The sequence below is a fragment of the Telmatobacter sp. DSM 110680 genome (assembly GCF_039994875.1).
Lineage (GTDB): Bacteria > Acidobacteriota > Terriglobia > Terriglobales > Acidobacteriaceae > Telmatobacter.
Map to the genome: position 1 here is coordinate 3,511,935 of NZ_CP121196.1, position 21,189 is coordinate 3,533,123.

The following is a 21,189-nucleotide window of genomic DNA, read 5'->3' on the forward strand; positions in this document are numbered from 1 at the left end:
TCGCTCGCCGGCAACCGTATATACATAGGAGGGCACTCCGGGTGATTGAAGTTCGCAACGTTAAGCGCTGGATTCAGAATGGCTCGCGGCGCGTAGAGATCTTGAAAGGGATTTCTCTCAGCATCCCCGCAGGCCAGTTCGTAGCTATCGTTGGGGCCAGCGGCAGCGGAAAAAGCACACTGCTGGGATTGCTCGCGGGGCTCGATACGCCGAGCGAGGGCGAAATCTGGCTTGATGGCACTCCCATTCACAATCTCGCTGAGACTGATCTGGCTGCTGTGCGCGGTCGCAAAATCGGCTTCGTTTTTCAGTCTTACCAGCTCATTTCGACTCTCACAGCGCTTGAAAATGTATTGCTTCCCTTTGAACTCAATCTCGAAGGCAGCGGTTTGAAGCAGGCGCGTTCATTGCTTGAGGCCGTCGGTCTGGCTGAGCGCATGGATCATTATCCAGTCCAACTTTCAGGAGGCGAGCAGCAGCGTGTTGCACTGGCCCGTGCGTTCGTTGTCAATCCGCCAATCGTGATGGCCGACGAGCCCACTGGAAATCTTGATTCCGCGAATGGCCGCATGGTGCTCGATCTCCTTCTCGAACGCCATGGGCATGCAGGGGCGACTCTTGTTCTGGTTACGCACGATCCTGAGATTGCGGCGCGCGCGGATCGCAAGATTGTACTTAAAGACGGCATGGTCATCGAAGACACGCTGCCTTCCGTTCCTCTTGATGACCTTGTTCAAAATGAGGCGACGAATGGCTGACCGTGCTCTCAGTTGGCAGCGGGCTGGGGCCATCGCATGGCGTGATCTCAAATCCGCTCCCGGCAAATTTGCATTTGTCGTGCTGTCGGTTGCCGTCGGTGTTGCCGCACTTGTAGGTGTTCGCGGCTTCAGTGAAAGTTTTCGTACCACGCTGATGACCGAGGCGCGTTCGCTGATGGCGGGAGACCTCAGTGCACGAGTATTTCGCCAGCCCACAGCCGATGAATCGCAGAAGCTAGCCGCGCTCGAGAAGGGAATTCCTGGGAGCGACTTGACGTGGGTGACGGAGACAGTCTCCATGGCTTCAGTGCCTCCTGATCCAGTGCCAATTCTTGTTACGTTGAAGGCGGTCGATCCCGACCGGTATCCGTTCTACGGTTCTGCGCAGCTAGAACCTGCAATGGGCTTGCAACAGGCCCTGAATGGCGACTCTGCTGTGGTTGCTGAAGAGTTCTTGATCAGGCTCAATGCGCATGTCGGGCAGACTTTGCGGCTGGGTGGGAAGAACTTCAAAATTGTCGCGGTCCTTTCGCAGGAGCCAGACCGGATTTCAGCCGGCGCTGGCATAGGCCCGCGCGTGATGGTATCGCGTTCCTCTCTGCAAAGCTCAGGCCTGATGGCTCCCGGGAGCCGTGCTGCCCAACGTATGTTACTGAAGCTGCCGCCAACCGCAGACGATACGGCTGTGCGCAAACAAGTTGAATCGATTTTGCCCGACGCACAGGTGATGGATTTCAAGGAAGGAAATCCGGCACTGAGCCAGGGGCTCGACAACGCTACTGCAATTCTCAGCCTTATCTGTCTTGTCGCCATGGTGCTTGGCGCGATCGGTGTAGCAATGGCGATGCATGCTCACCTCGAGCAGCGCATGGACATGCTCGCGATCCTCAAGGCAGTGGGGGCACAGTCCTCCGACTTGTTGCGTATTTTTCTTCTACAGACCATGGCGCTCGGGCTCATAGGCGCTTTGATCGGTGTCGCAGGTGGAGCAGCCGTGATGGAGGCCCTACCAGCCGTGTTCGGCAAACTGCTGCCGGTACACACCGTGATGCATTTTCCGTGGCGAGCAGTGCTTGCGGGTCTGGGAACTGGATTGCTTACGACATTGCTGTTTTGTCTTCCACCGCTACTCGATGTCCGCACTGTGAGACCTATTCTGGTCTTGCGCAGGCTGGTAGAGCAAGGGCCTAGTAACGCGCGCGACTGGTTTGGGCGCTTGTGGTCTCGACGCCTGCAGATAGCCATTGCCGTGCTTGTCATCGTGGCCCTTGGAGCAATTGCGTGGGCATTGTCTGATTCAGTAAAGGTTGGTGGCTGGTTCGCACTGCTGTTCACCGTCGCACTAATCGTGCTACTGGTACTGGCTGCAGTGGCTCTGCGCGTGCTGAAATTCGCTCTCAATCGTGTGAGGCTGCATCTGCCGTCTTCATTGCGTCATGGTCTTGCAAATCTCTACAGGCCAGGCAATCAATCAGCCGCCGTCCTTGCCTCACTTGGCACCGGCGTCATGCTCATTCTTGCCGTGTATCTGATGCAGAGCACATTGCTGCGCGAAATCCGTGAGACTGCCTCGCCCAAGTTGCCCAACGTGTTCCTTATCGACATTACCTCTGACGAAGTTGAGGGTGTCAGGTCTTTCTTTCAGCATCAGCCTGGCGTCACTGCGCCGCTCGATTTGATTGCAGGCGTTCAGGGACGCTTCGTCTCTTTCAACGGCAAATCCCTCGATGATTTGAAAGAGCAGCACTTCCCACGGAGAATGCTGGAGAACGCTGAACTGAGCTGGGCAGATGCGCCCCCGGAAGGCGACAAGGTGACCCAGGGTAAATGGTGGACCGATGCGAATGCCGCTGAAGTCGCTATTGGTGAGGGCACGGCACAGCGGCTTCATCTCGGAGTCGGCTCTTCAGTGGAGATCGCGATCGGCGGTCGCGTTCACGCGCTAAAAGTTACCGCTCTTTACAAATCTGACGGACAACATTTGGCCGCGCGGATATCGTTCATGCTTCCTTCCGGCCAGCTCAAGGATGAACAAGCAACATGGTATGGAGGCGCTCACGTCGATGCTAAACGGGTTCCGACGATGGAGAGGGCACTTTTCGCCGCTTATCCAACAGTGACTGTGATCAACATCGCCGACGTGCTCGATCGCATCGAGAGCGTGGTCGACCAGATCACTTTTGTAGTGCGTTTCCTGGCCGGCTTTTCGATTCTTGCTGGACTAATGATCCTCGCATCGAGCATCGCAAGTGCACGTTTCCGACGCATGCGCGAAGCGGTTGTACTGAAAACGTTGGGTGCAACCCGTATGCGCATCGTGCGAACATTCAGTGTCGAATTTTCCGTGCTCGGTCTGCTGGCTGGCTCAGTTGGCGTGATCTTTGCAAATATCCTCACGCGCGTACTATTGCGCAAACTTGAAGTCAGTTTTCAAATCGACTGGTACGCGACAGCTTTTACGCTGGTGGGGACGGCTATCCTTGCAATGGGAACAGGGTGGATTGCGAGCTTCCGTATCCTTGGGCTGCGGCCACTGGAAGTATTGCGCGAAGAATGAGGTGCTTGCGCCGTACAGACGGTTTGACCGGCTAAAAGTTTGCACGTATTATGAGATAGTTGGCCTTAGCGCCTGAATGTTCTGTTTGGCCAAGTCAGAACGGCTGCAATGGCCCGCATCGCGTTTGTTGCCCCCTCGTTCAATGGTAGGACAGCTGCCTCTGGAGCAGCCTATCGGGGTTCGAATCCCTGGGGGGCAGCCAATACACATTTTCTGCACATCTCCAGACATCTCCCAAAATCTCTGAAACACGCCAAAGTCTGCATAAACACTGGGCTTTATTCTCTATGCTCGTATCTAGAGGTCTATGGGTGTATCCCCCAAGCGCACAGACCTTGCTGTATAAATTGCTGTACAATTGGCGCGAAATCGCACTTATACAGCAAGTGGGGGATAAAACACCTTGAATCTGACAGATGCGAAACTACGCAAGACAAAGAACGATACAGCAAAGCCTGTGAAAATGAGCGATGGGCGCGGCCTTTATTTGCAGGTGAACCCGAAAAACGGCGGGAAATACTGGCGTTACGGCTACAGGCACGAGGGCAAGCAGCGCACTCTTACGCTCGGCGAATATCCGCTCATGTCGCTCGCGGCGGCTCGCGATGCTCATGCGGACGCGCGGCGGCAATTGCTCTCGGGCATCGACCCGGCAGCACCGGAACAACAAGAGCAAGGCGGCGGCACATTCGCGGATGTGTTTGAGGCATGGCTTGCGCATTGGCGCAAGAGTGTCTCGGAGCGTCACGCGGGCATGGTCGAGCGAATGATGCGGGCTCAGGTACTTCCCGCGCTTGGCGGGCTCGGCGTCGCGTCTGTGACGACTCTGAACATCGTGCGGGCGGTTCAATCAATCGACCAAGACGGCAAGAACGAGACGGCGCAGCGGGCGCTCGAAACCATCCGCATGATATTTCGGCACGGCATCGTTAACGGACTAGCGCCGCGAAATCCCGCAGCGGACATAAAACCCGCTGACGTCCTCTCGCCAGTCAAGAGCGAGAACTTCGCGCACGTCTCCGCTCCCGAGATTCCCGCGCTCTGGCGAGCCATCAACGGCTATCACGGCAGCGCGGCGGCGAAAATCGCGATGAAACTGGTCGCCTACACGGGCGCACGTCCGAGCATGGTTGTAGAGGCATCGTGGAGCGAAGTAGACATCGAAGCGGCGCGATGGGAGATAAGCGCGGAGCGAATGAAGATGGACACGGCGCACATCGTCCCTCTGTCTCGACAGGCGTGCGAGTTATTCGCGGCACTAAAGCACTTCACGGGACACACGGCGCTATGCTTTCCGGGCGATAGAGATACCGCGAAGCCGATGAGCAATAACACGCTCGGGAAAATGCTAGAGCGGCTCGGATACAGGGGCAAGCAAACCCCGCACGGATGGCGGCACATTTTCAGCACCCAGATGCACGAACTCGGCTACGAAGAGCGATTCATTGAGGCGGCGCTCGCGCATCACAAGCGCGATAAAGTCGCGGCGGTTTACAACAAGGCCGCATATCTCGCGCAACGCAGGGAACTAATGCAACGCTGGTCGGACCATCTCGACTCGCTCGCGGCTCGGGTCGTAATCGCGGCGGCTTGAGTGAACAAAAAAATCAGACAGACGGCTCGGGCTTCGGCTCGGGCCGTTCGCGTTTACGAGCAACGCAATCTCTGATAAGCGGCGATGCGGTGTGATGGGAATCACCACCGGATAAAAATCGCAGCCTAAAAAGTTTTGCACAAATTTGGGGGTAGTTTCTCGCTAAGATAGATTACATGGGGAATTGATGCGCAAGGCATCTGTCCGAATCTCCCCCAGCCCTAAAAATCGCTGATCAAGAATGAGTAGGTTTACTCATTCCCGCCGCAGATGTATTGCGCGAGGGAGAAGGATGAAGCGGTTTCAGGTTCAGCATAAATGCTCAGTGCGGGCGAAGATTGACGCGGCATACGCTCGCGGCGATTGGGAGGGATGCGACGACGGCGTTCTGTTTTGGGTTTTTGAGTTGGCATTCCTGTTAACTCAGGACGAGGATACCGCGCAAGACGCTACGATTCGGGTCTGGCAGAAGCGCGAGCTATTCGACTCGCAGAAGTCGGCCCTATCCACCTGGGCTACTCGCGTCATCTCTAACGTGAACTACGACGCACTGCGACAGGTTGCAGACTTGGCGATTGTGGGTTGCGACATGCCGCCCGTAGAAAATAGCGAAGGCGAGCAGACAGACGGATTCGAGGCGGCTCTCGATGAGCGCGGTACTTGCGACGAGGTAGAGGGCGGCGAGCGTATGAGCCCGTTAGTTCGCAAGGCGCTATCAGTTAATCGCGAAAAACTGCCGAGCGACGAGGCTCGAATAGTATTCGCCCGCCTATCTCTCGGGGAGAGCGTTACCTGTATCGCTAAGTCTTACGAGTGCGAGGCCGCAACGATGAAGAAGCGCATATCGAGATGGAGACAAATAGCGGCGTAAAGAGTGTCACTTTTTTCCAAAACATCCGTATATGGTGGTGTGGGGGTTTTTTCCGAATCGCCCGTATAAGGTAGTGGGAGCGCGGGCTGGAGTCAAAACTGACTCGCCCGCCGAGCGCGACCGTCCTTCCGCTCGCCCATACAGGGGAACCAGACGTCGCTCCCGTCTAGGTTCCCCTTACGTTTTGATCGCGCTATAGACGCTCGAAGATAACCGCGCAATTCAGCACACCAACCGCCGCGAACACGGCGCATAGGAGAGGCAATGCCCAAATTACTAACGATTCAGGAATGCGCCGCAACCGTATCCCTCTCGGTCCCACAACTCTACAAGTTGCAGTCGCGGGGCGAGTTCATCAAGCCTTTAAAGATAGGCCGCAGCGCACGTTTTTTACAGAGCGAGTTGCAGGAATGGATTGAGTCTAGGTCCATTGCTCGCAACTAGCGAAGCAGCGGCGCAGCGTCGACACAAACGAAACTCAACCATTCAATTCCAATGGAGCGAAACACCATGTCATCATTACTCGGCCTTACCTACCACTCCGAACTACACATCTCGTCGACATCGCAAGCGTACCAGCAGTTTTTGTGGACGAAAGCACACATAATCTCTCGCATTCGCGACCGTTTTATCGCACGGGCGAGCGACGCGGACGATAGCGCCAATGCTTGCGAGTTCAATGGAGACAGGGCGAGCGCACGTAACTGGCGGCTCCAGCGTGACGCTTTTCTCGCGAAGGCTGATTCTGAATTGGGCGGATGGGGGCCAACGACAGCGCAGTTAGACGCACTAATCGAAAACGAGAGGCGACAGGCTTGCATCCGTATGGAATGCCAGCGGAACGGCGACGCGCTCCAAGAGGCGCTCAGTCTAGAGAAACCCAAGCAGGAGAAATCTTGCCGCGACGCGCTGGCAAAGCTGGAACCCGAGGCGGCGAAACTACACGAGGCGTGGATTGCTGGCATGAAGTCGGCTCGCATCCCACTGGACGGAACAGAAGAGCAGTTGAAGATGGTCGGGCTCTGGGATGCTTTTCAGCGTGCTTTGAAGGCGGCGGCGCGGTAACTCACATCGCGGGCGCTTGGTAGCCTAGCGCCCAACATACTCTCGAAGGGGATTCACGTTATGGGCAAGCAAATCGCGGCGTATGCCGCACTGTACAACTCGCGCAGCGGATGGCTCGGCTTCTACGAGACGATTGCTAAGGGCGCATTTAACAGCGTTCTGCGCGGAAATCCGAATGTGGTTTGCCTTTTCAACCACGATGACAATCGACTTCTCGGACGCACGACGAGCGGAACCCTGAAGCTCTCGGCAGACGACAAGGGACTTTCTTACAAATGCACGTTGCCACAAACGGCGACTGGCGACGAGGTTGGAGAGCTAGTCTCTCGGGGTGACATTAGCGGTTCTAGCTTTGGCTTCATCGTTGGCGAGGACGACTGGAACATCAAGGCAAATGGTGAAGCCGAGCGAACGATTCACAGCTTCGATTGCATCACAGACGTGAGCCCGGTAACCTCTCCCGCCTATCCCGGTACGATGGACGCGGGCGCGGCGGTACACATGGTGCGGTCGCGCCAATTGTCGGCAGAGGACGCCGAGCGCGTTCGCAAAGTCGAGGCGGCGGTCGCCGAGGCGCGGACTTACGAAGACGCGGAGAACTACCGATGCCGCGTTCGCGCAGAAATGGCATTCATCGAATCGGGCATCGACCCGCAGAAAGCGAAGCGCATGTCAGGCAGAGTGCAAGAGCCAAGCGCAACTAAGGGGTTGCGTCGTTCATTCAAAATCGAAGGTCGCTCGGTCACTGAGGCAGAGTTTGTAGCGCACGCAAAGCGCAAGGGCATCGCCAACATTGAGCAGCGTTTGGCGACGACGGCCAACGGTCGCGCAGAACGCATTACCGTACTTGGCAAGGTCGAGCGCATCTAGCATCGACCGCGATTCAAAAGGGGCGGGCTTCGGCTCGCCCTTGCATTTTTGGCATAAATACCTAAAAGGAAGTGGTATGACCTACACACTTAATGTGGAAGACGAACTTATCGAGATGGCAGCATCGAACGCAGTCGAGCGCGGCGCTTATATCTCCCTCAAGATGGAATACATGCGGCGGGGATGGCTCCCGAACAGCACTGAAGAGTTGCGGAGAATCGCGCGAACGCCCAACTTCGCGTGGGCAGACAAAATGCTCTTTAGGGTGCGGGACCGCTACTTGCGCGTTGACATCGCGCACGACACGGACCGACTGACAAGCGGGCGATGGGACGAAGAGCGCAAGGCAGAGGCGGTGCGCCAATGAGCCTACCTTGGTTCTGCATGTATAGCGAGTGGGCGACCGACCCAAAGGTCCAGATGCTATCCGAGGCGATGCAACGGCGCATGGTCATGCTGTTCTGCGACGAGTGCGCGGAGCAGACTCCCATGAGTGATGAGCAACGAGCGTTCAAGTGGCGCATAACTCCCGAGGCCGTAGCAGAGACGAAGGCGCTGTTCCTTGAGTACGGCATCGTTGACGAGGACTGGAACGTTCTCAACTGGGAGAAGCGGCAACGGCGCGACCTATCGACCCCCCGAGTTCAGAAGCACCGAGCAATGAAACGCGGTGAAACGTTACATGAAACAGATGAAACGGCTTCAGAAACGTTTCCGACCGTTCTACATAACAAGACAATACATAACAAGACAAACAAAAAAGAGATATATGTCGAAAATCCTTCGGATGTTTCGACTGCTCCCCTTGGCATCGTGTGCGGAGATGAGTCTGCACTCAGAGAGGCACTCGCGAATGAGTCCAGTGGCGCATCTGTCCGAAGTCTTCCCCTGTTAGATGGCGAAGTGTTCGAGATTACTGAATCCTTTGTAGCCAAACTTAAAGAAGCATTCCCAAGAGTGAACGTCGTCGAGCAAATAGACCGCATAGGGAAGGGACTACTTTCGGGACGCTACAAACTGCGTGACAAGTCGCCGACAATCGCGTTTATCACCGGGCGATGCAGGGAAGACTGACAAAGACCCGCCTTCCCGGTTAGGGAATTGTGGTGCCAACCAGAGGGCGTCGGAAACGGCGCTCTTTTGTTTTAGGAGCGATATGAAAAGAGCAGATATGCCGCAAGTAGCGGACACCGAGCACGAGACGGTCACAATAAACGGCGTCGAGGTTCGCGAGGATGGCGAGTGGAGATTTATCGATTTGGCGCGGTTCTCTATGTGGACCGCATTCAGCGGGTATGGACCTACTAGCGGGCCGAAAGACTATGCGATTAACGAGGACGGCATAGTGTGTCACATCCCGAGCGAGAGATTCTTCGCGCCGAGTGTGCGCAATCAGAGATTTATCTATGTCCACAAAGAGCGATTCCTCACAGCATGGCTTCTCGCGATGGCGTTCGACATTCCGAGGCCGTGCAAGGTTGCATACGCGGCTTACATCGACGAGGCAAAGCCCGCGCACGTCAGCAACGTTGTTTGGATTCGCGGGCGACGCAACCAAGAGGAGACGGCGGCATGAGGCGGCAAGCAAAACGCGGCGATGTGAAAGGACTCAGCGAAAGGACGAAGGCAACGATTCGGGCGCGATACATTCCGGGCGGTGACGCCAATGGCGGTAATGGGCCATTCATTGCGAGGGTCTACGGCATAAGCGAAACGCGGGTTCGACGGATAGCTAGAGCGCACGGCGTTCGATGGGTTAGTCGCATTGGCGTCTGTCACGAGGTCGACAGTTAGCGACCCCGCACGGCTTATAAGATAAATCGAATCCGCGAGGACGCATCGGGGAGAGGCGGTAAGTAGGGTTGATGCGTCAGCAACTCATCGACGCAACCTAGAGCCTTGTAGCGCGACGGCGAGGCATCCTCGCAAAAGGATGGGTACGGGGTATGGGGGTCAAGTTTCCCCAACCTCGACCCTTCTAGACCGATACGGTTGGCCTTGCGCACACAACCGCGAAATGAAAGTTTTTCGAGTCATCTATCGCCTAGTCTTGCTGGAATCGACAAGGTTGACAGAATCAACCTCGGGACTTGCGCACAATGCCAGATTGCTTTCTACTGACTGCATCGGCATGGCCACAACAGAGCACACCATCAATGATGCAATCGCTGAAGTACTGCGAGGAACTCGACGAGCTTGGCGCGATAATGAGATCGTCAGTTCAGAAAACACTGGGCAAATCAAGGGCAGTGCGGCCCGACCGGACATTCTTGTCTTGGAACCGAGCGTCTCCCCCGTCGTCATCGAAACAGAAGTCCTTCCTGCGGTGACTGTCGAGGCCGAGGCGGTTGCCCGACTCGGCTCAAAACTCAAGAAGACAGGGCTCACGATTCTTGCGTCGGTCGCGGTGCGGTTGCCGCTGAGGCTGAGAGACAAATCTGGAAAAGCATTGGAGAAGGATTTGCTCAGCAGCGCCGATCTTGAGATGTGTCTCTACACCGGGAGCAACGCAGAGGAAAAGACCCGTTGGCCGAAATCCGGCTGGATTGCGGGTACCATCGGCGACCTATCCGTCCTCACGCAGTCCGGAACCGTCCCGCCTGATGTCATTGAGGCTGCGGCAACTGAATTGGTGAACGGTGTCAGCGAGGCTGCGGGACGACTGACTGAAATGGCTAAAGATAACAAAGTGGCAGTCGAGAAGATCGCCAAGGAACTCTACCAAGAAGACGGGGAACAGACTCGGCGCATGGCTGCGACCATTCTGGCCAACGCATTTGTATTCCATGAGAGCTTGGCAGGAAAGCTTAAGGGAGTTAACTCGATTGACGAGTTAAGGGGCATGAAGAAATTCAATAAGGCCTCTGTCATCGCAGAATGGGAGAAGATCCTGCTCGTCAACTATTGGCCGATTTTCGACATCGCCAGACGCATTCTTGAAGTCGTTCCTGTAGCCGAGAGTAAGGCCTTGATCGAGCGTTTGGCAGAAACGGCAGACAGGTTACTTGAAAATCGGCTGATGCGCTCACACGATCTGACCGGAGCAGTCTTTCAACGGCTGATTGTGGACAGAAAATTCTTGGCCGCGTTTTACACGACCCCAGCCTCGGCAGCGTTACTGATCGGATTAGCACTTGTGCCAGACCTCACACCGGCGATGAAGTCGTGGGGGGATGCAGAAAACGTCACGTCGCTGCGTATTGCAGATTTCGCTTGCGGTACTGGCACATTGCTTACGACAGCGTACAGTCGAATCGGGCAATTGCACGAACTTGCTGGTGGTGACGCCGAGTCGATACACGCTCAAATGATGGCACATGCAATCATTGGGTGTGACGTGCTTCCTTCTGCCGCACACCTAACAGCGTCGATGATCGCCGGAGCACATCCGACCGTGAAGTACGAGCAAAGCCTGATCATGACCGTCCCGTACGGCTACATGGACGGTGATATTGCCCTGGGCGCACTGGATTTGCTCAACCCACAAGCAAAACTAACCGAGATGGCCATCACCGCAAAGGCGGCGGAAGGCATGGGGGAAAAAGAGAAGGAGACTTGGGCCACCCTTCCGCACGCGTCATTTGATTTGGTTGCAATGAACCCACCGTTTACTCGCCCCACCAATCATGAGGGCAGCAGACGCGACGTGCCGAACCCGATGTTCGCCGCTTTTGACAATACCCCCGAGCAACAGAAGAAGATGGCGGCAGCAACGAAGCGCCTGACGGCTGGTACAAGTGCTTCTGGAAATGCGGGTGAAGCTTCTATCTTCTTGGTCCTCGCCGACCGCAAAGTTCGAGATGGCGGTATGGTCGCTCTAGTCATGCCCTTGAGCTTGATGCTTGGGGAATCGTGGGAACCCTCTCGTGCTCTTTTGTCCAAGAAATACAGCGGGCTAGTTGCGCTCTCGATTGCAGGTGCGACGGATGAGGAGTCGTCGTTCTCAGCCGACACGGATATGGCTGAGTGTCTCGTGGTGGCTCGAAGGTCAAAGCCACAGGACAACCGAGCCACCTTCGTTGTGTTGAAAGAGCGTCCCGCTAATTCGATGCTGGGGGCCAGTACGGCGGATCAGATTCATCGGTTGATCGCGACGAAAAATCTTCGACGGCTGGAAGATGGTCCGGTCGGCGGAACGCATTTATTCTTTGGCAACGATTTAGTGGGTCAGGCGATGACTGCTCCCCTACCTGAGTCCGGCGTGTGGAACCTCGCTCGCATCGCCGATCTATCCTTGGCGCAAGCTTCGTACCAACTGACAAACGAGAATCGACTTTGGCTGCCCGGTATGGCTAAGACGGATGCTGTAAAAGTGCAAATCATCGTTCTGGGCAAAGGAAAGACTGGACCGATTGATAGAGACATTGATGGGGTGAACTCGAATGGTGAGATACGTGGCCCTTTCGAGATTGTGTCGCTCAAAGTCGGTAGCGTGCCGACCTATCCCGCACTTTGGGAACACAAAGCCGAGCGCGAGAGGACGATGTGCTTCGAGGGGGACTCAGAAGGCATTCCCCGCAACGCGAAAAAGCCCGATCAAGAGAAGGCCCTTGCGGAAAAGGTCGAAGCAGTATGGGCCACTGCCTCTCACTGCCATTTCAATCTGAACTATCGCTTCAACAGCCAATCCACGAACATGCAGTTCACACCACGCCCAACGATCGGTGGGCGTGCATGGCAATCAATCAAGCTCGATTCTATAGAACAGGAAAAAGCTCTGGTGTTGTGGGCCAATACGTCACTGGGAATGCTGCTTCGCTGGTGGCACAGTAATAAGCAGCAAGCCGGAAGGGGGAACGTCGGCAAGACCGCGATGGAGGATATGCCCATCCTGAATATTGGTGCGTTGACGCACGCGCAGCTTGCAAAGGCGGTCGAGATATTCGACGAGACATGCGAAAAGGTTCTACTTCCATTCCATCAAATCGACGAAGACCCCGTCCGCAAGGAACTGGACGACCGGTTCGCCCGCGATGTGTTAGGTGTACCTAACACCATTCTTCAGCCCAATGGTCCGATGGACCTGCTGCGGAGAAAATTGGCGCAGGAGCCGTCGATTCGGGGCAATAAGTAAGGTTTATGGACGACGAAACCGCATTTCTGGCGGCTATTTGAAGACCCCACGAGAGTCGAAGGCAGTTGCCTCAAAATGCTGTACAACTGCTGTACAAACCGGCCTAACTGTATTGATTTAATCGTGGTTAGAATCCCTGGGGGGCAGCCAATCAAACATTTCCGCGCCCAGATCCCCACCGCCAATCAGATCAAGCAACGAGTCATAATGTCGACGTCTTAGACGTGCTGCATGGCTGCTCCGAGCCGGTTGGAAACGGAATCAAGTCCTGAGTTGGCCGCATCGCTTGAAGAAGCACCTACAAGTTTGAAGGTGTTGCTGCTAGGCAGGAAGACTCGGAAACAGGTCGCGCATCCCTTCTCGCCGCGAACGCTGCGAAATGTGATGATGCCCTCATATTTCTGCACGATTCCTTTGCTTATCCAAAGCCCTAAGCCAGTGCCTTTTGTCGATTTCGTACTGAAAAACGGCTCGAAGAGTTTGCCTGAATCCTGCGGCTTGATTCCGACTCCAGTGTCAACAATCGATACGCTGATGCCGTGACGTTTCAGTTGCCAGTCGTATGCTTCTCTTACCGTGAGGCGAAGATCTCCACCGTTCGGCATTGCCTGGATGGCGTTGCCGACCAAATTCAAGAACACTTGCCGCAGTTCGACAGGGAAGCCGTGAACCATACCCTGCGTAAGGTATCTCTTGATTAGTCGAATATGACTGATATGGAGTTGGCGCTCTTGCAGCCCAACAACATCATCAAGCAGTTCAGTCAGCATGACTGAGATAGGAGTCTTCGACTCACGATAGAAACTGAGCGTCTGGCGCGTGATGTGCGCAACCCGCTGCAATTCCTGTTCGGCCAAGGCGGCGCAGTGCCGCGCTTCGTCGTCCAGCGAAGGATGATTTCGGAGGAGGAAAAAGATATTGGTGATAGCCGCAAGAGGGTTATTAATTTCGTGCGCGATAATCCCCGCCACGCGACCCATGGCTGCCAGCTTTTCGGTTTCACGCAGAGCTTCTTCAGCTTGCAATTGTGCGGTAATGTCACGATTGACTTCCAGTACAGCATCGCCCTCGTGATTCATGATCTTTCGGCAGGCAACAATCACGTCCGACCCATCTTTCTTTTTTTGATGCAAATTTCCATGCCAGGCTTTTTTGTCACGTAGAGTCTTTTCGATTTCCTCGCGTGGTGCAGGGAATACCGTCCGCAAAACGGAATGGATATCTTTATGGAGAACGTCGTCGCGTTGCCATCCATACAAGCTTTCTGCACCTGCGTTCCAGAACATGATTTCGCCGTTTATACCGCGCACCATGATTGCCTCTGTGGCCAGCTCAAGCAATTCCGCTCGAGTGCGGAACTGTTCCTCGCGGATTCGCAATTCGTCCGTTCGTTCGGCGACGCGCTGCTCTAGTTGATTATTCAACGTTTCGAGCATGCGGGTTTTCCGGTGCAACTCGACAAATATGCCGATTTTGGCCCGAAGGACATCAGGAACCACCGGCACGGAAATGTAATCCACGGCGCCGCTTCGATAACCCTGAATCTTATCGGAGTCAGTGAGATGCACACCGGAGATAAAGATAATCGCAGTTTTTTGAAATCGCGGATGCTGCCTGATTACATCGGCTAATTCGAAGCCATCAAGTTCGGGCATGCTCACATCCATCAGCACAACCGCGATGTCATTCTTCAGCAAGATATTGAGCGCTTCGCTGGCTGACGTCGCCTTGATGAGGTTCTCTCCAAGGTCTGCGAGAATTACCTCGTAGCTTAGGAGTTTGGCCGGCTGGTCATCGACCATCAGGATGTTGACCTTGCTGTCTGCGTTCATCAAAATATCTCTCCAAGCCCTCTGCCGCGCGCAGCTAGCGATGTAGCCACATGCGCAGAGCGGAAAGCAGCTGTTCAGTATTAACCGGTTTGGCGAGATATTCCGAGGCGCCCGCCTCAAGACATCTCTCGCGATCGCCTTTCATCGCCTTTGCGGTGAGAGCGATAATAGGCAAGCGACGCAGATCGGGATTCTGTCGAATCACCTGCATCGTTTCATATCCATCCATTTCCGGCATCATGATGTCCATCAGGACGATCGCCAGGTCTGGGGTTGTTTCAATTGTCTCGATCGCTTCTCGTCCGGTTCCCGCAGATAAAACTGTCATTCCACGCCGCTCAAGGACGCTGCTCAGCGCGAAAATGTTACGCACGTCGTCGTCAACGACTAACACCTTTCGACCAGCCAGCGCTTCGTCGGATTGGTGCAGCCGATCAATCATCCTCTGTTTTGCATCGGGCAATTCTGAAACCACGCGGTGCAGGAACAAAGCGGTCTCATCCAGCAGCCGTTCCGGAGACTCCACGTCCTTAACGACCACGCTGCGGGCCAGAGTATGCAACTGAGCGTCTTCTTCGGCGGAGAGATGTCGGCCAGTGAATACAACTACCGGTAGATCCCGGAGCTTCGGATTACTCTTGATCCGCTCGAGCACATCGAATCCTGACATGTCGGGGAGGCGAAGATCGAGCACAATGCAGTCGTACGTGTTATGCACAAGCGCCTCGAGTGCCGCGGAGCCGGAATCTAGGACCTCGATGTCGATGTCTTCATGCCACAACAGTTCACGTGTGCTCAACTGTTCGGCTGGATTGTCCTCAACAACGAGCAACCTTTTGCGTCTAGGTTGCGAATACTCGCGGATGCGGGATAGTGCCGCGTTTAATTCGTCAGTTGACGTCGGTTTAGTGACGAAGGCGAATGCGCCACGTGACAGGCCGTGATGGCGGTCCTCATCGAGCGTTAGCATCTGCACAGGTATGTGACGTGTCTTAGGATCCTGCTTTAAATGGTTGAGAACGGTCCACCCGAGCATGTCGGGCAGCATCACGTCGAGAGAGATTGCAGTTGGTCGATACTCGCGAGCGAGCGATAGAGCCTCGGTGCCTGTCATGGCTACGAGCACCTTGAACCCCTTGTCGCGCGATAGATCGCAGAGGACGCGAGCATAATGCGGGTCGTCTTCGACGATAAGCAGCACCGCATCGCCCTGTTCCAAGGATTTGCGATCATCCTCGATCCGTGCTTCCTGTTCAGCGACAGTAACGTTTGAAAGGAACATAGGCACGCTGACCGTTCCACCAACCTTTTCAGCTTTTACGATCGTTGAGGCGGCCGGTCCGACGTAAGTCTGCGGCAAATAGAGAGTGAAGGTGCTGCCCTTGCCAGGCTGGCTCCTTAGCTGGATCTCGCCGCCGAGCAGGTTTGCAAGTTCGCGGCTGATAGCCAAGCCGAGGCCGGTACCTCCGTACTTGCGGCTGGTGCCTGCGTCGGCCTGTTGAAAGGCTTCGAAGATGATTCGCTGTTTCTCGGGTGGGATGCCTATGCCTGTATCGGAAACTTCGAATGCAATGACGGAACCGGCACCGCTGAGAATCGGGTGGTCCGGTGCCCATCCAGTTGCCGCTGACGATACGGATAGCCTTACCGTGCCTTGCTCAGTAAATTTGAATGCATTCGACAACAGGTTCTTCAAGACCTGCTGGAGGCGCTTCGAGTCGGTGACCAAGCTGCGGCCCATGCGCGGATCGTTTGTAACATCGAAGGTGAGTTTGCGGTTTTCAGCTTCGTGACGAAACGGCCTTGCGACTGTATCAAGGAGCATGCCGAAGAAGACTTCTTCCGCTTCGACAGAAACTGTGCCCGACTCAATTTTGGAAAGATCAAGAATGTCGCTGATAAGGTTCAGCAAGTCCGTTCCAGCGCCATGGATAGTGCGCGCGAACTCAACCTGCTTGGCGTTCAAGCTGCCATCCGGATTCTCCGCGAGTTGCTGGCCGAGCACCAGAATCGAGTTGAGAGGCGTACGCAACTCGTGGGACATATTGGCGAGGAATTCTGATTTGTACTTCGAAGTAAGAGCCAATTCGCGGGCTTTTTCTTCGAGTGCGCGTCGAGCCTGTTCGATTTCCTGATTCTTGCGTTCGACTTCGTAGTTTTGCTCGGCGAGTTGCTGTGCTTTTTGGGCAAGCTGCTCGTTGGTTTGCTGCAGTTCCTTCTGTTGCGTCTGCAACTCTGTTGCCAGTTGTTGTGACTGTTTCAGTAGGCCTTCCGTCTGCATTGTGGCTTCAATGGAGTTCAGCACAATACCGATCGACGAAGTTAGCTGTTCAAGGAATGAGAGATGCGAGGCAGTAAATGCGCCTAGGCTAGCGAGTTCGATGACGGCCTTCACGCGGTCCTCAAACAACACCGGGAATACAATCACATTTTTTGGAACTGCTTCGAACAATCCGGAGCGAATAGGCGCCGCTGTGCTCGGTAGTTCAGCTATCAGCATTCGTCTTTTCTCTGCCGCGCATTGTCCGATAAGGCCTTCACCGAGCCGTACTTCGCGTAAATATCCTTCTGGGGTATCAGCAAAGGTGGAGAGCAGAACAAGGTTACCTTCTGAGCTGGCGGAATCACCGCCCATTTGGTAGATGACGCCTTGCTGCGCGTTGATCAATGGAGCGAGTTCCGACAGCAGCATTCTTCCCACGGTTGCCAGATCGCGCTGACCTTGCAACATACCTGTGAACCTGGCTAAGTTTGTCTTCAACCAATCCTGTTCTGTGTTGCGATCAGTGGTGAGGCGAAGGTTATCAATCATTGTGTTGATGTTGTCCTTCAGCTCTGCCACCTCGCCGCGCGCTTCCACTTGGATCGATCGCGTCAAGTCACCCTTCGTGACGGCCGTGGCAACCTCTGCGATCGCGCGTACCTGATTAGTCAGGTTATCGGCCAGCAAGTTTACGTTGCCGGTCAAATCCTTCCACGTACCTGCGGCGCCGGGCACGTTGGCCTGTCCGCCAAGTCGCCCTTCCACACCTACTTCGCGTGCCACGGTCGTCACCTGATCCGCGAATGTTGCAAGCGTGTCGGTCATGTTGTTAATCGTTTCGGCGAGCGCGGCTACTTCACCTTTGGCGTTCACCGTGAGCTTCTGATTCAACGCGCCATTGGCTACCGCCGTTACCACCTTCACAATGCCGCGCACTTGTTCGGTGAGGTTGGCGGCCATTACGTTTACGTTGTCAGTCAAATCTTTCCACGTTCCGGCCACACCAGGCACCATGGCCTGACCGCCTAGTTTTCCGTCGGTGCCCACTTCGCGGGCCACGCGGGTGACTTCTGCCGCAAACGCGTTGAGCTGGTCCACCATCGTGTTGATGGTGTCTTTCAACTCTAGAATTTCGCCCTTCACATCGACCGTGATCTTGCGGCTCAAATCACCGCGGGCTACTGCAGTAGTTACCTCGGCGATATTTCTCACTTGCGCAGTCAGGTTACCGGCCATCGAGTTAACCGAGTCGGTAAGATCCTTCCACGTACCGGCGACACCCGGAACGTTGGCCTGGCCGCCGAGCCGCCCCTCCGATCCCACTTCGCGAGCCACGCGCGTCACTTCCGCTGCGAACGATCGAAGTTGCTCGACCATTGTGTTCAGCGTTTCTTTAAGCTGCAGAATCTCGCCGCGTACGTCTACTGTGATCTTGCGGCTCAAGTCGCCGTTCGCAATAGCCGTTGCCACTTCGGCAATATTTCTGACCTGCGCTGTGAGGTTGCCGGCCATGAAGTTCACTGAGTCGGTGAGATCTTTCCACGTACCTGCGACTCCCGGCACCACCGCCTGACCGCCCAGTTTTCCGTCTGTACCCACTTCGCGGGCAACGCGCGTGACCTCGCCGGCAAATGCGTTAAGTTGATCCACCATGGTGTTGATGGTGTTGCGCAACTCGAGAATTTCGCCCTTCACGTCGACGGTGATCTTGCGCGAAAGATCGCCACGGGCCACGGCTGTCGTCACTTCAGCGATGTTTCTTACCTGGGCCGTAAGGTTGCCGGCCATCGAGTTTACCGAGTCCGTCAAATCCTTCCATGTACCGGCGACACCGGGAACGTTGGCTTGACCGCCGAGACGTCCTTCAGTACCGACCTCTCGAGCAACGCGCGTTACTTCGCCAGCAAACCTGTTCAGCTGATCCACCATCGTGTTGATGGTTTCTTTCAGAAGAAGAATTTCGCCGCTCACGTTCACCGTAATCTTTTTTGAGAGATCACCTGTCGCGATAGCTGTCGAAACTTCAGCGATGTTTCGTACCTGGCCGGTCAGGTTCGATGCCATTGAATTAACCGAATCGGTAAGATCCTTCCAGGTTCCTGCGACACCAGGAACCTGTGCCTGGCCGCCCAGTTTGCCGTCGGTGCCGACCTCGCGTGCTACACGCGTTACTTCGCCAGCAAACGCATTGAGCTGGTCGACCATGGTGTTGAGCGTGTCCTTGAGTTCAAGGATTTCGCCCTTCACGTCGACGGTGATCTTGCGGCTCAAATCGCCGCGGGCCACTGCCGTTGCCACTTCGGCGATGTTTCTTACCTGGCCCGTAAGGTTCGAAGCCATGAAGTTGACGTTATCGGTAAGATCCTTCCATGTACCTGCGACGCCGGATACCTGTGCCTGCCCACCGAGCTTACCGTCGGTACCGACCTCGCGCGCCACGCGCGTTACTTCTCCTGCGAATGCGTTCAACTGGTCGACCATGGTATTGATTGTGTTTTTCAGCTCGAGGATTTCGCCCTTCACATCGACCGTGATCTTGCGACTCAAGTCGCCGCGGGCCACTGCCGTCGTGACTTCGGCGATGTTTCTGACCTGGGCTGTAAGGTTGCCGGCCATGGAGTTGACTGAGTCAGTGAGATCCTTCCATGTGCCGGCCACACCGGGAACGTTCGCTTGGCCGCCGAGTCGGCCCTCGGTACCCACTTCGCGTGCCACACGCGTCACTTCGCCCGCGAACCTGTTAAGCTGATCCACCATAGTGTTCAGCGTCTCTTTGAGCTGCAAAATCTCACCGCGTACGTCGACCGTGATCTTTCGAGACAAGTCGCCATTGGCGATAGCGGTTGCCACTTCAGCAATATTGCGGACCTGGCCGGTGAGGTTGCCGGCCATGAAGTTCACGTTGTCAGTGAGGTCCTTCCACGTGCCTGCCACCCCGGGCACACTAGCCTGACCGCCGAGTTTGCCTTCGGTACCTACCTCGCGTGCTACACGCGTTACCTCGCCAGCAAATGCGTTGAGCTGATCCACCATGGTGTTGATGGTGTCTTTTAATTCGAGAATTTCGCCCTTCACATCAACTGTAATTTTGCGGCTCAAGTCGCCACGCGCCACGGCCGTTGTGACCTCGGCGATGTTTCTCACCTGGGCTGTGAGATTCCCAGCCATTGCGTTGACTGAGTCGGTGAGATCTTTCCAGGTCCCTGCTACACCGGGCACCACAGCTTGTCCACCGAGTTTGCCGTCGGTGCCGACCTCGCGAGCCACGCGCGTCACTTCTGAGGCGAACGACCGCAGCTGATCCACCATGGTGTTGATGGCTTCTTTGAGCTGCAGAATCTCGCCGCGGACGTCGACGGTAATTTTGCGGGAAAGGTCGCCGCTCGCAACGGCAGTTGCCACCTCTGCAATGTTTCTGACTTGGCCTGTCAGGTTTGAGGCCATAGAGTTCACGGAATCGGTGAGATCCTTCCATGTGCCTGCGACGCCTGGAACCACAGCCTGTCCACCGAGCTTGCCATCGGTGCCAACTTCGCGAGCCACGCGCGTTACCTCAGCTGTGAACACACCCAGCTGTTGAATCATCGTGTTCACAATGTTGGCTGAGCGGAGGAACTCGCCCTCAAGGGGGCGGCCGTCAACGTCAAGCCTGACGGTCTGGGTTAAGTTACCTTGAGCCACGGCTGCGATAGCGCGGGTTACTTCGGTCGTAGGCCTAAGGAGATCCTCGACGAGCGTATTGACTGAGACTTCCATGTCGTCCCAGGCGCCCCGCCGGTGTTCGACGCGGATCCGTTCCCGAGTCTTACCTTCTTTACCAACAGCCAAGCCGACTCGTTTAAGTTCGAACGCCATCTGCTCGTTGGCAATCACAATTTCGTTGAAATTATCGGCAATTTTTCCCGGAAGCCCAGTCCACGATACGGGAAGACGAACGCTAAAGTCGCCCTCTCTCATAGTCTTGAGGCTCTGGAGGATGGCAGTCAGGCAATCTGACATCGGGGGTTCCATTACGCTGACTGGGTAACGGTTATCCCCATCCTGCCCACTCACAGGCGAATCAATGGTCGTCGACATTCCGGGTACTCCTAGAAAGGATCTGGCATATCCGCATTATCAGATCGCCGTGCGGCCCCTAACGGCCATCAGAAGAGCACAAATGCTGGATTGCAGCGAGCAAATAGATGCTTGAGGAACTGTGCGGGTTGCCTGTGGCATCTAAATGAGCGCCGAAGCCTGAATCTAAATTGAATGCAATGCGGCTCGCTGGCTGGCCTATCTTCTCGAGTGAAATCTGCATCTAAC

General features: G+C 55.5%; 13 protein-coding genes and 1 tRNA gene. 12 read left to right on the forward strand and 2 right to left on the reverse strand.

The window, feature by feature from the left end; genetic code table 11:
- The first annotated feature begins 41 nt into the window (after window positions 1–41).
- From P8935_RS14460 to P8935_RS14515, 12 genes are all read left to right on the forward strand, one after another.
- A complete protein-coding gene (locus tag P8935_RS14460; RefSeq protein WP_348261004.1) occupies window positions 42–758 on the forward strand; it encodes an ABC transporter ATP-binding protein in 717 nt (238 codons plus the stop codon).
- The gene (locus P8935_RS14465; protein ID WP_348261005.1) at window positions 751–3,315 is read left to right on the forward strand and encodes an FtsX-like permease family protein; all 2,565 of its coding nucleotides are present in this window, start codon (window positions 751–753) and stop codon (window positions 3,313–3,315) included. The genes P8935_RS14460 and P8935_RS14465 overlap by 8 nt, the downstream gene beginning before the upstream one ends.
- 128 nt (window positions 3,316–3,443) lie before the next feature.
- Window positions 3,444–3,517: transfer RNA gene (locus P8935_RS14470), tRNA-Gln, on the forward strand.
- 201 nt (window positions 3,518–3,718) lie between these two features.
- Window positions 3,719–4,909: an integrase arm-type DNA-binding domain-containing protein gene (locus P8935_RS14475; RefSeq protein ID WP_348261006.1), complete on the forward strand. Its 1,191-nt coding sequence runs from the start codon at window positions 3,719–3,721 to the stop codon at window positions 4,907–4,909.
- 292 nt (window positions 4,910–5,201) lie between these two features.
- Window positions 5,202–5,780, forward strand: coding sequence for a sigma factor (locus P8935_RS14480; protein WP_348261007.1), 579 nt, complete (start codon window positions 5,202–5,204; stop codon window positions 5,778–5,780).
- Between the two features lie 510 nt (window positions 5,781–6,290).
- Window positions 6,291–6,845 carry a hypothetical protein gene (locus tag P8935_RS14485; RefSeq protein WP_348261008.1) on the forward strand — a complete coding sequence of 185 codons (555 nt, stop codon included), beginning with the start codon at window positions 6,291–6,293 and terminating at the stop codon, window positions 6,843–6,845.
- Between the two features lie 60 nt (window positions 6,846–6,905).
- Window positions 6,906–7,715 (forward strand): HK97 family phage prohead protease, encoded by an 810-nt coding sequence (locus P8935_RS14490; RefSeq protein ID WP_348261009.1) that lies wholly within the window; start codon window positions 6,906–6,908, stop codon window positions 7,713–7,715.
- Between the two features lie 76 nt (window positions 7,716–7,791).
- Window positions 7,792–8,082 carry a hypothetical protein gene (locus P8935_RS14495; protein WP_348261010.1) on the forward strand — a complete coding sequence of 97 codons (291 nt, stop codon included), beginning with the start codon at window positions 7,792–7,794 and terminating at the stop codon, window positions 8,080–8,082.
- Entirely contained in the window at window positions 8,079–8,789 is a 711-nt protein-coding gene (locus tag P8935_RS14500) for a hypothetical protein (protein ID WP_348261011.1), read from the forward strand. Before P8935_RS14495 ends, P8935_RS14500 begins: the two co-directional genes overlap by 4 nt.
- Window positions 8,790–8,871: 82 nt before the next feature.
- The gene (locus tag P8935_RS14505) at window positions 8,872–9,291 is read left to right on the forward strand and encodes a hypothetical protein (protein WP_348261012.1); all 420 of its coding nucleotides are present in this window, start codon (window positions 8,872–8,874) and stop codon (window positions 9,289–9,291) included.
- Complete coding sequence (locus tag P8935_RS14510) at window positions 9,288–9,509, forward strand: hypothetical protein (RefSeq protein ID WP_348261013.1); 222 nt, start codon at window positions 9,288–9,290, stop codon at window positions 9,507–9,509. The genes P8935_RS14505 and P8935_RS14510 overlap by 4 nt, the downstream gene beginning before the upstream one ends.
- Window positions 9,510–10,164: 655 nt before the next feature.
- Window positions 10,165–12,789: a hypothetical protein gene (locus P8935_RS14515; RefSeq protein ID WP_348261014.1), complete on the forward strand. Its 2,625-nt coding sequence runs from the start codon at window positions 10,165–10,167 to the stop codon at window positions 12,787–12,789.
- 218 nt (window positions 12,790–13,007) lie between these two features.
- Here P8935_RS14515 and P8935_RS14520 read toward each other — a convergent pair whose 3' ends face one another.
- Both P8935_RS14520 and P8935_RS14525 read right to left on the reverse strand, forming a co-directional pair.
- Window positions 13,008–14,621 (reverse strand): ATP-binding protein, encoded by a 1,614-nt coding sequence (locus P8935_RS14520; RefSeq protein WP_348261015.1) that lies wholly within the window; start codon window positions 14,619–14,621, stop codon window positions 13,008–13,010.
- Between the two features lie 34 nt (window positions 14,622–14,655).
- Window positions 14,656–20,961, reverse strand: a complete 6,306-nt coding sequence (locus P8935_RS14525) for a HAMP domain-containing protein (protein WP_348261016.1) — start codon at window positions 20,959–20,961, stop codon at window positions 14,656–14,658.
- Between the last annotated feature and the right edge of the window lie 228 nt (window positions 20,962–21,189).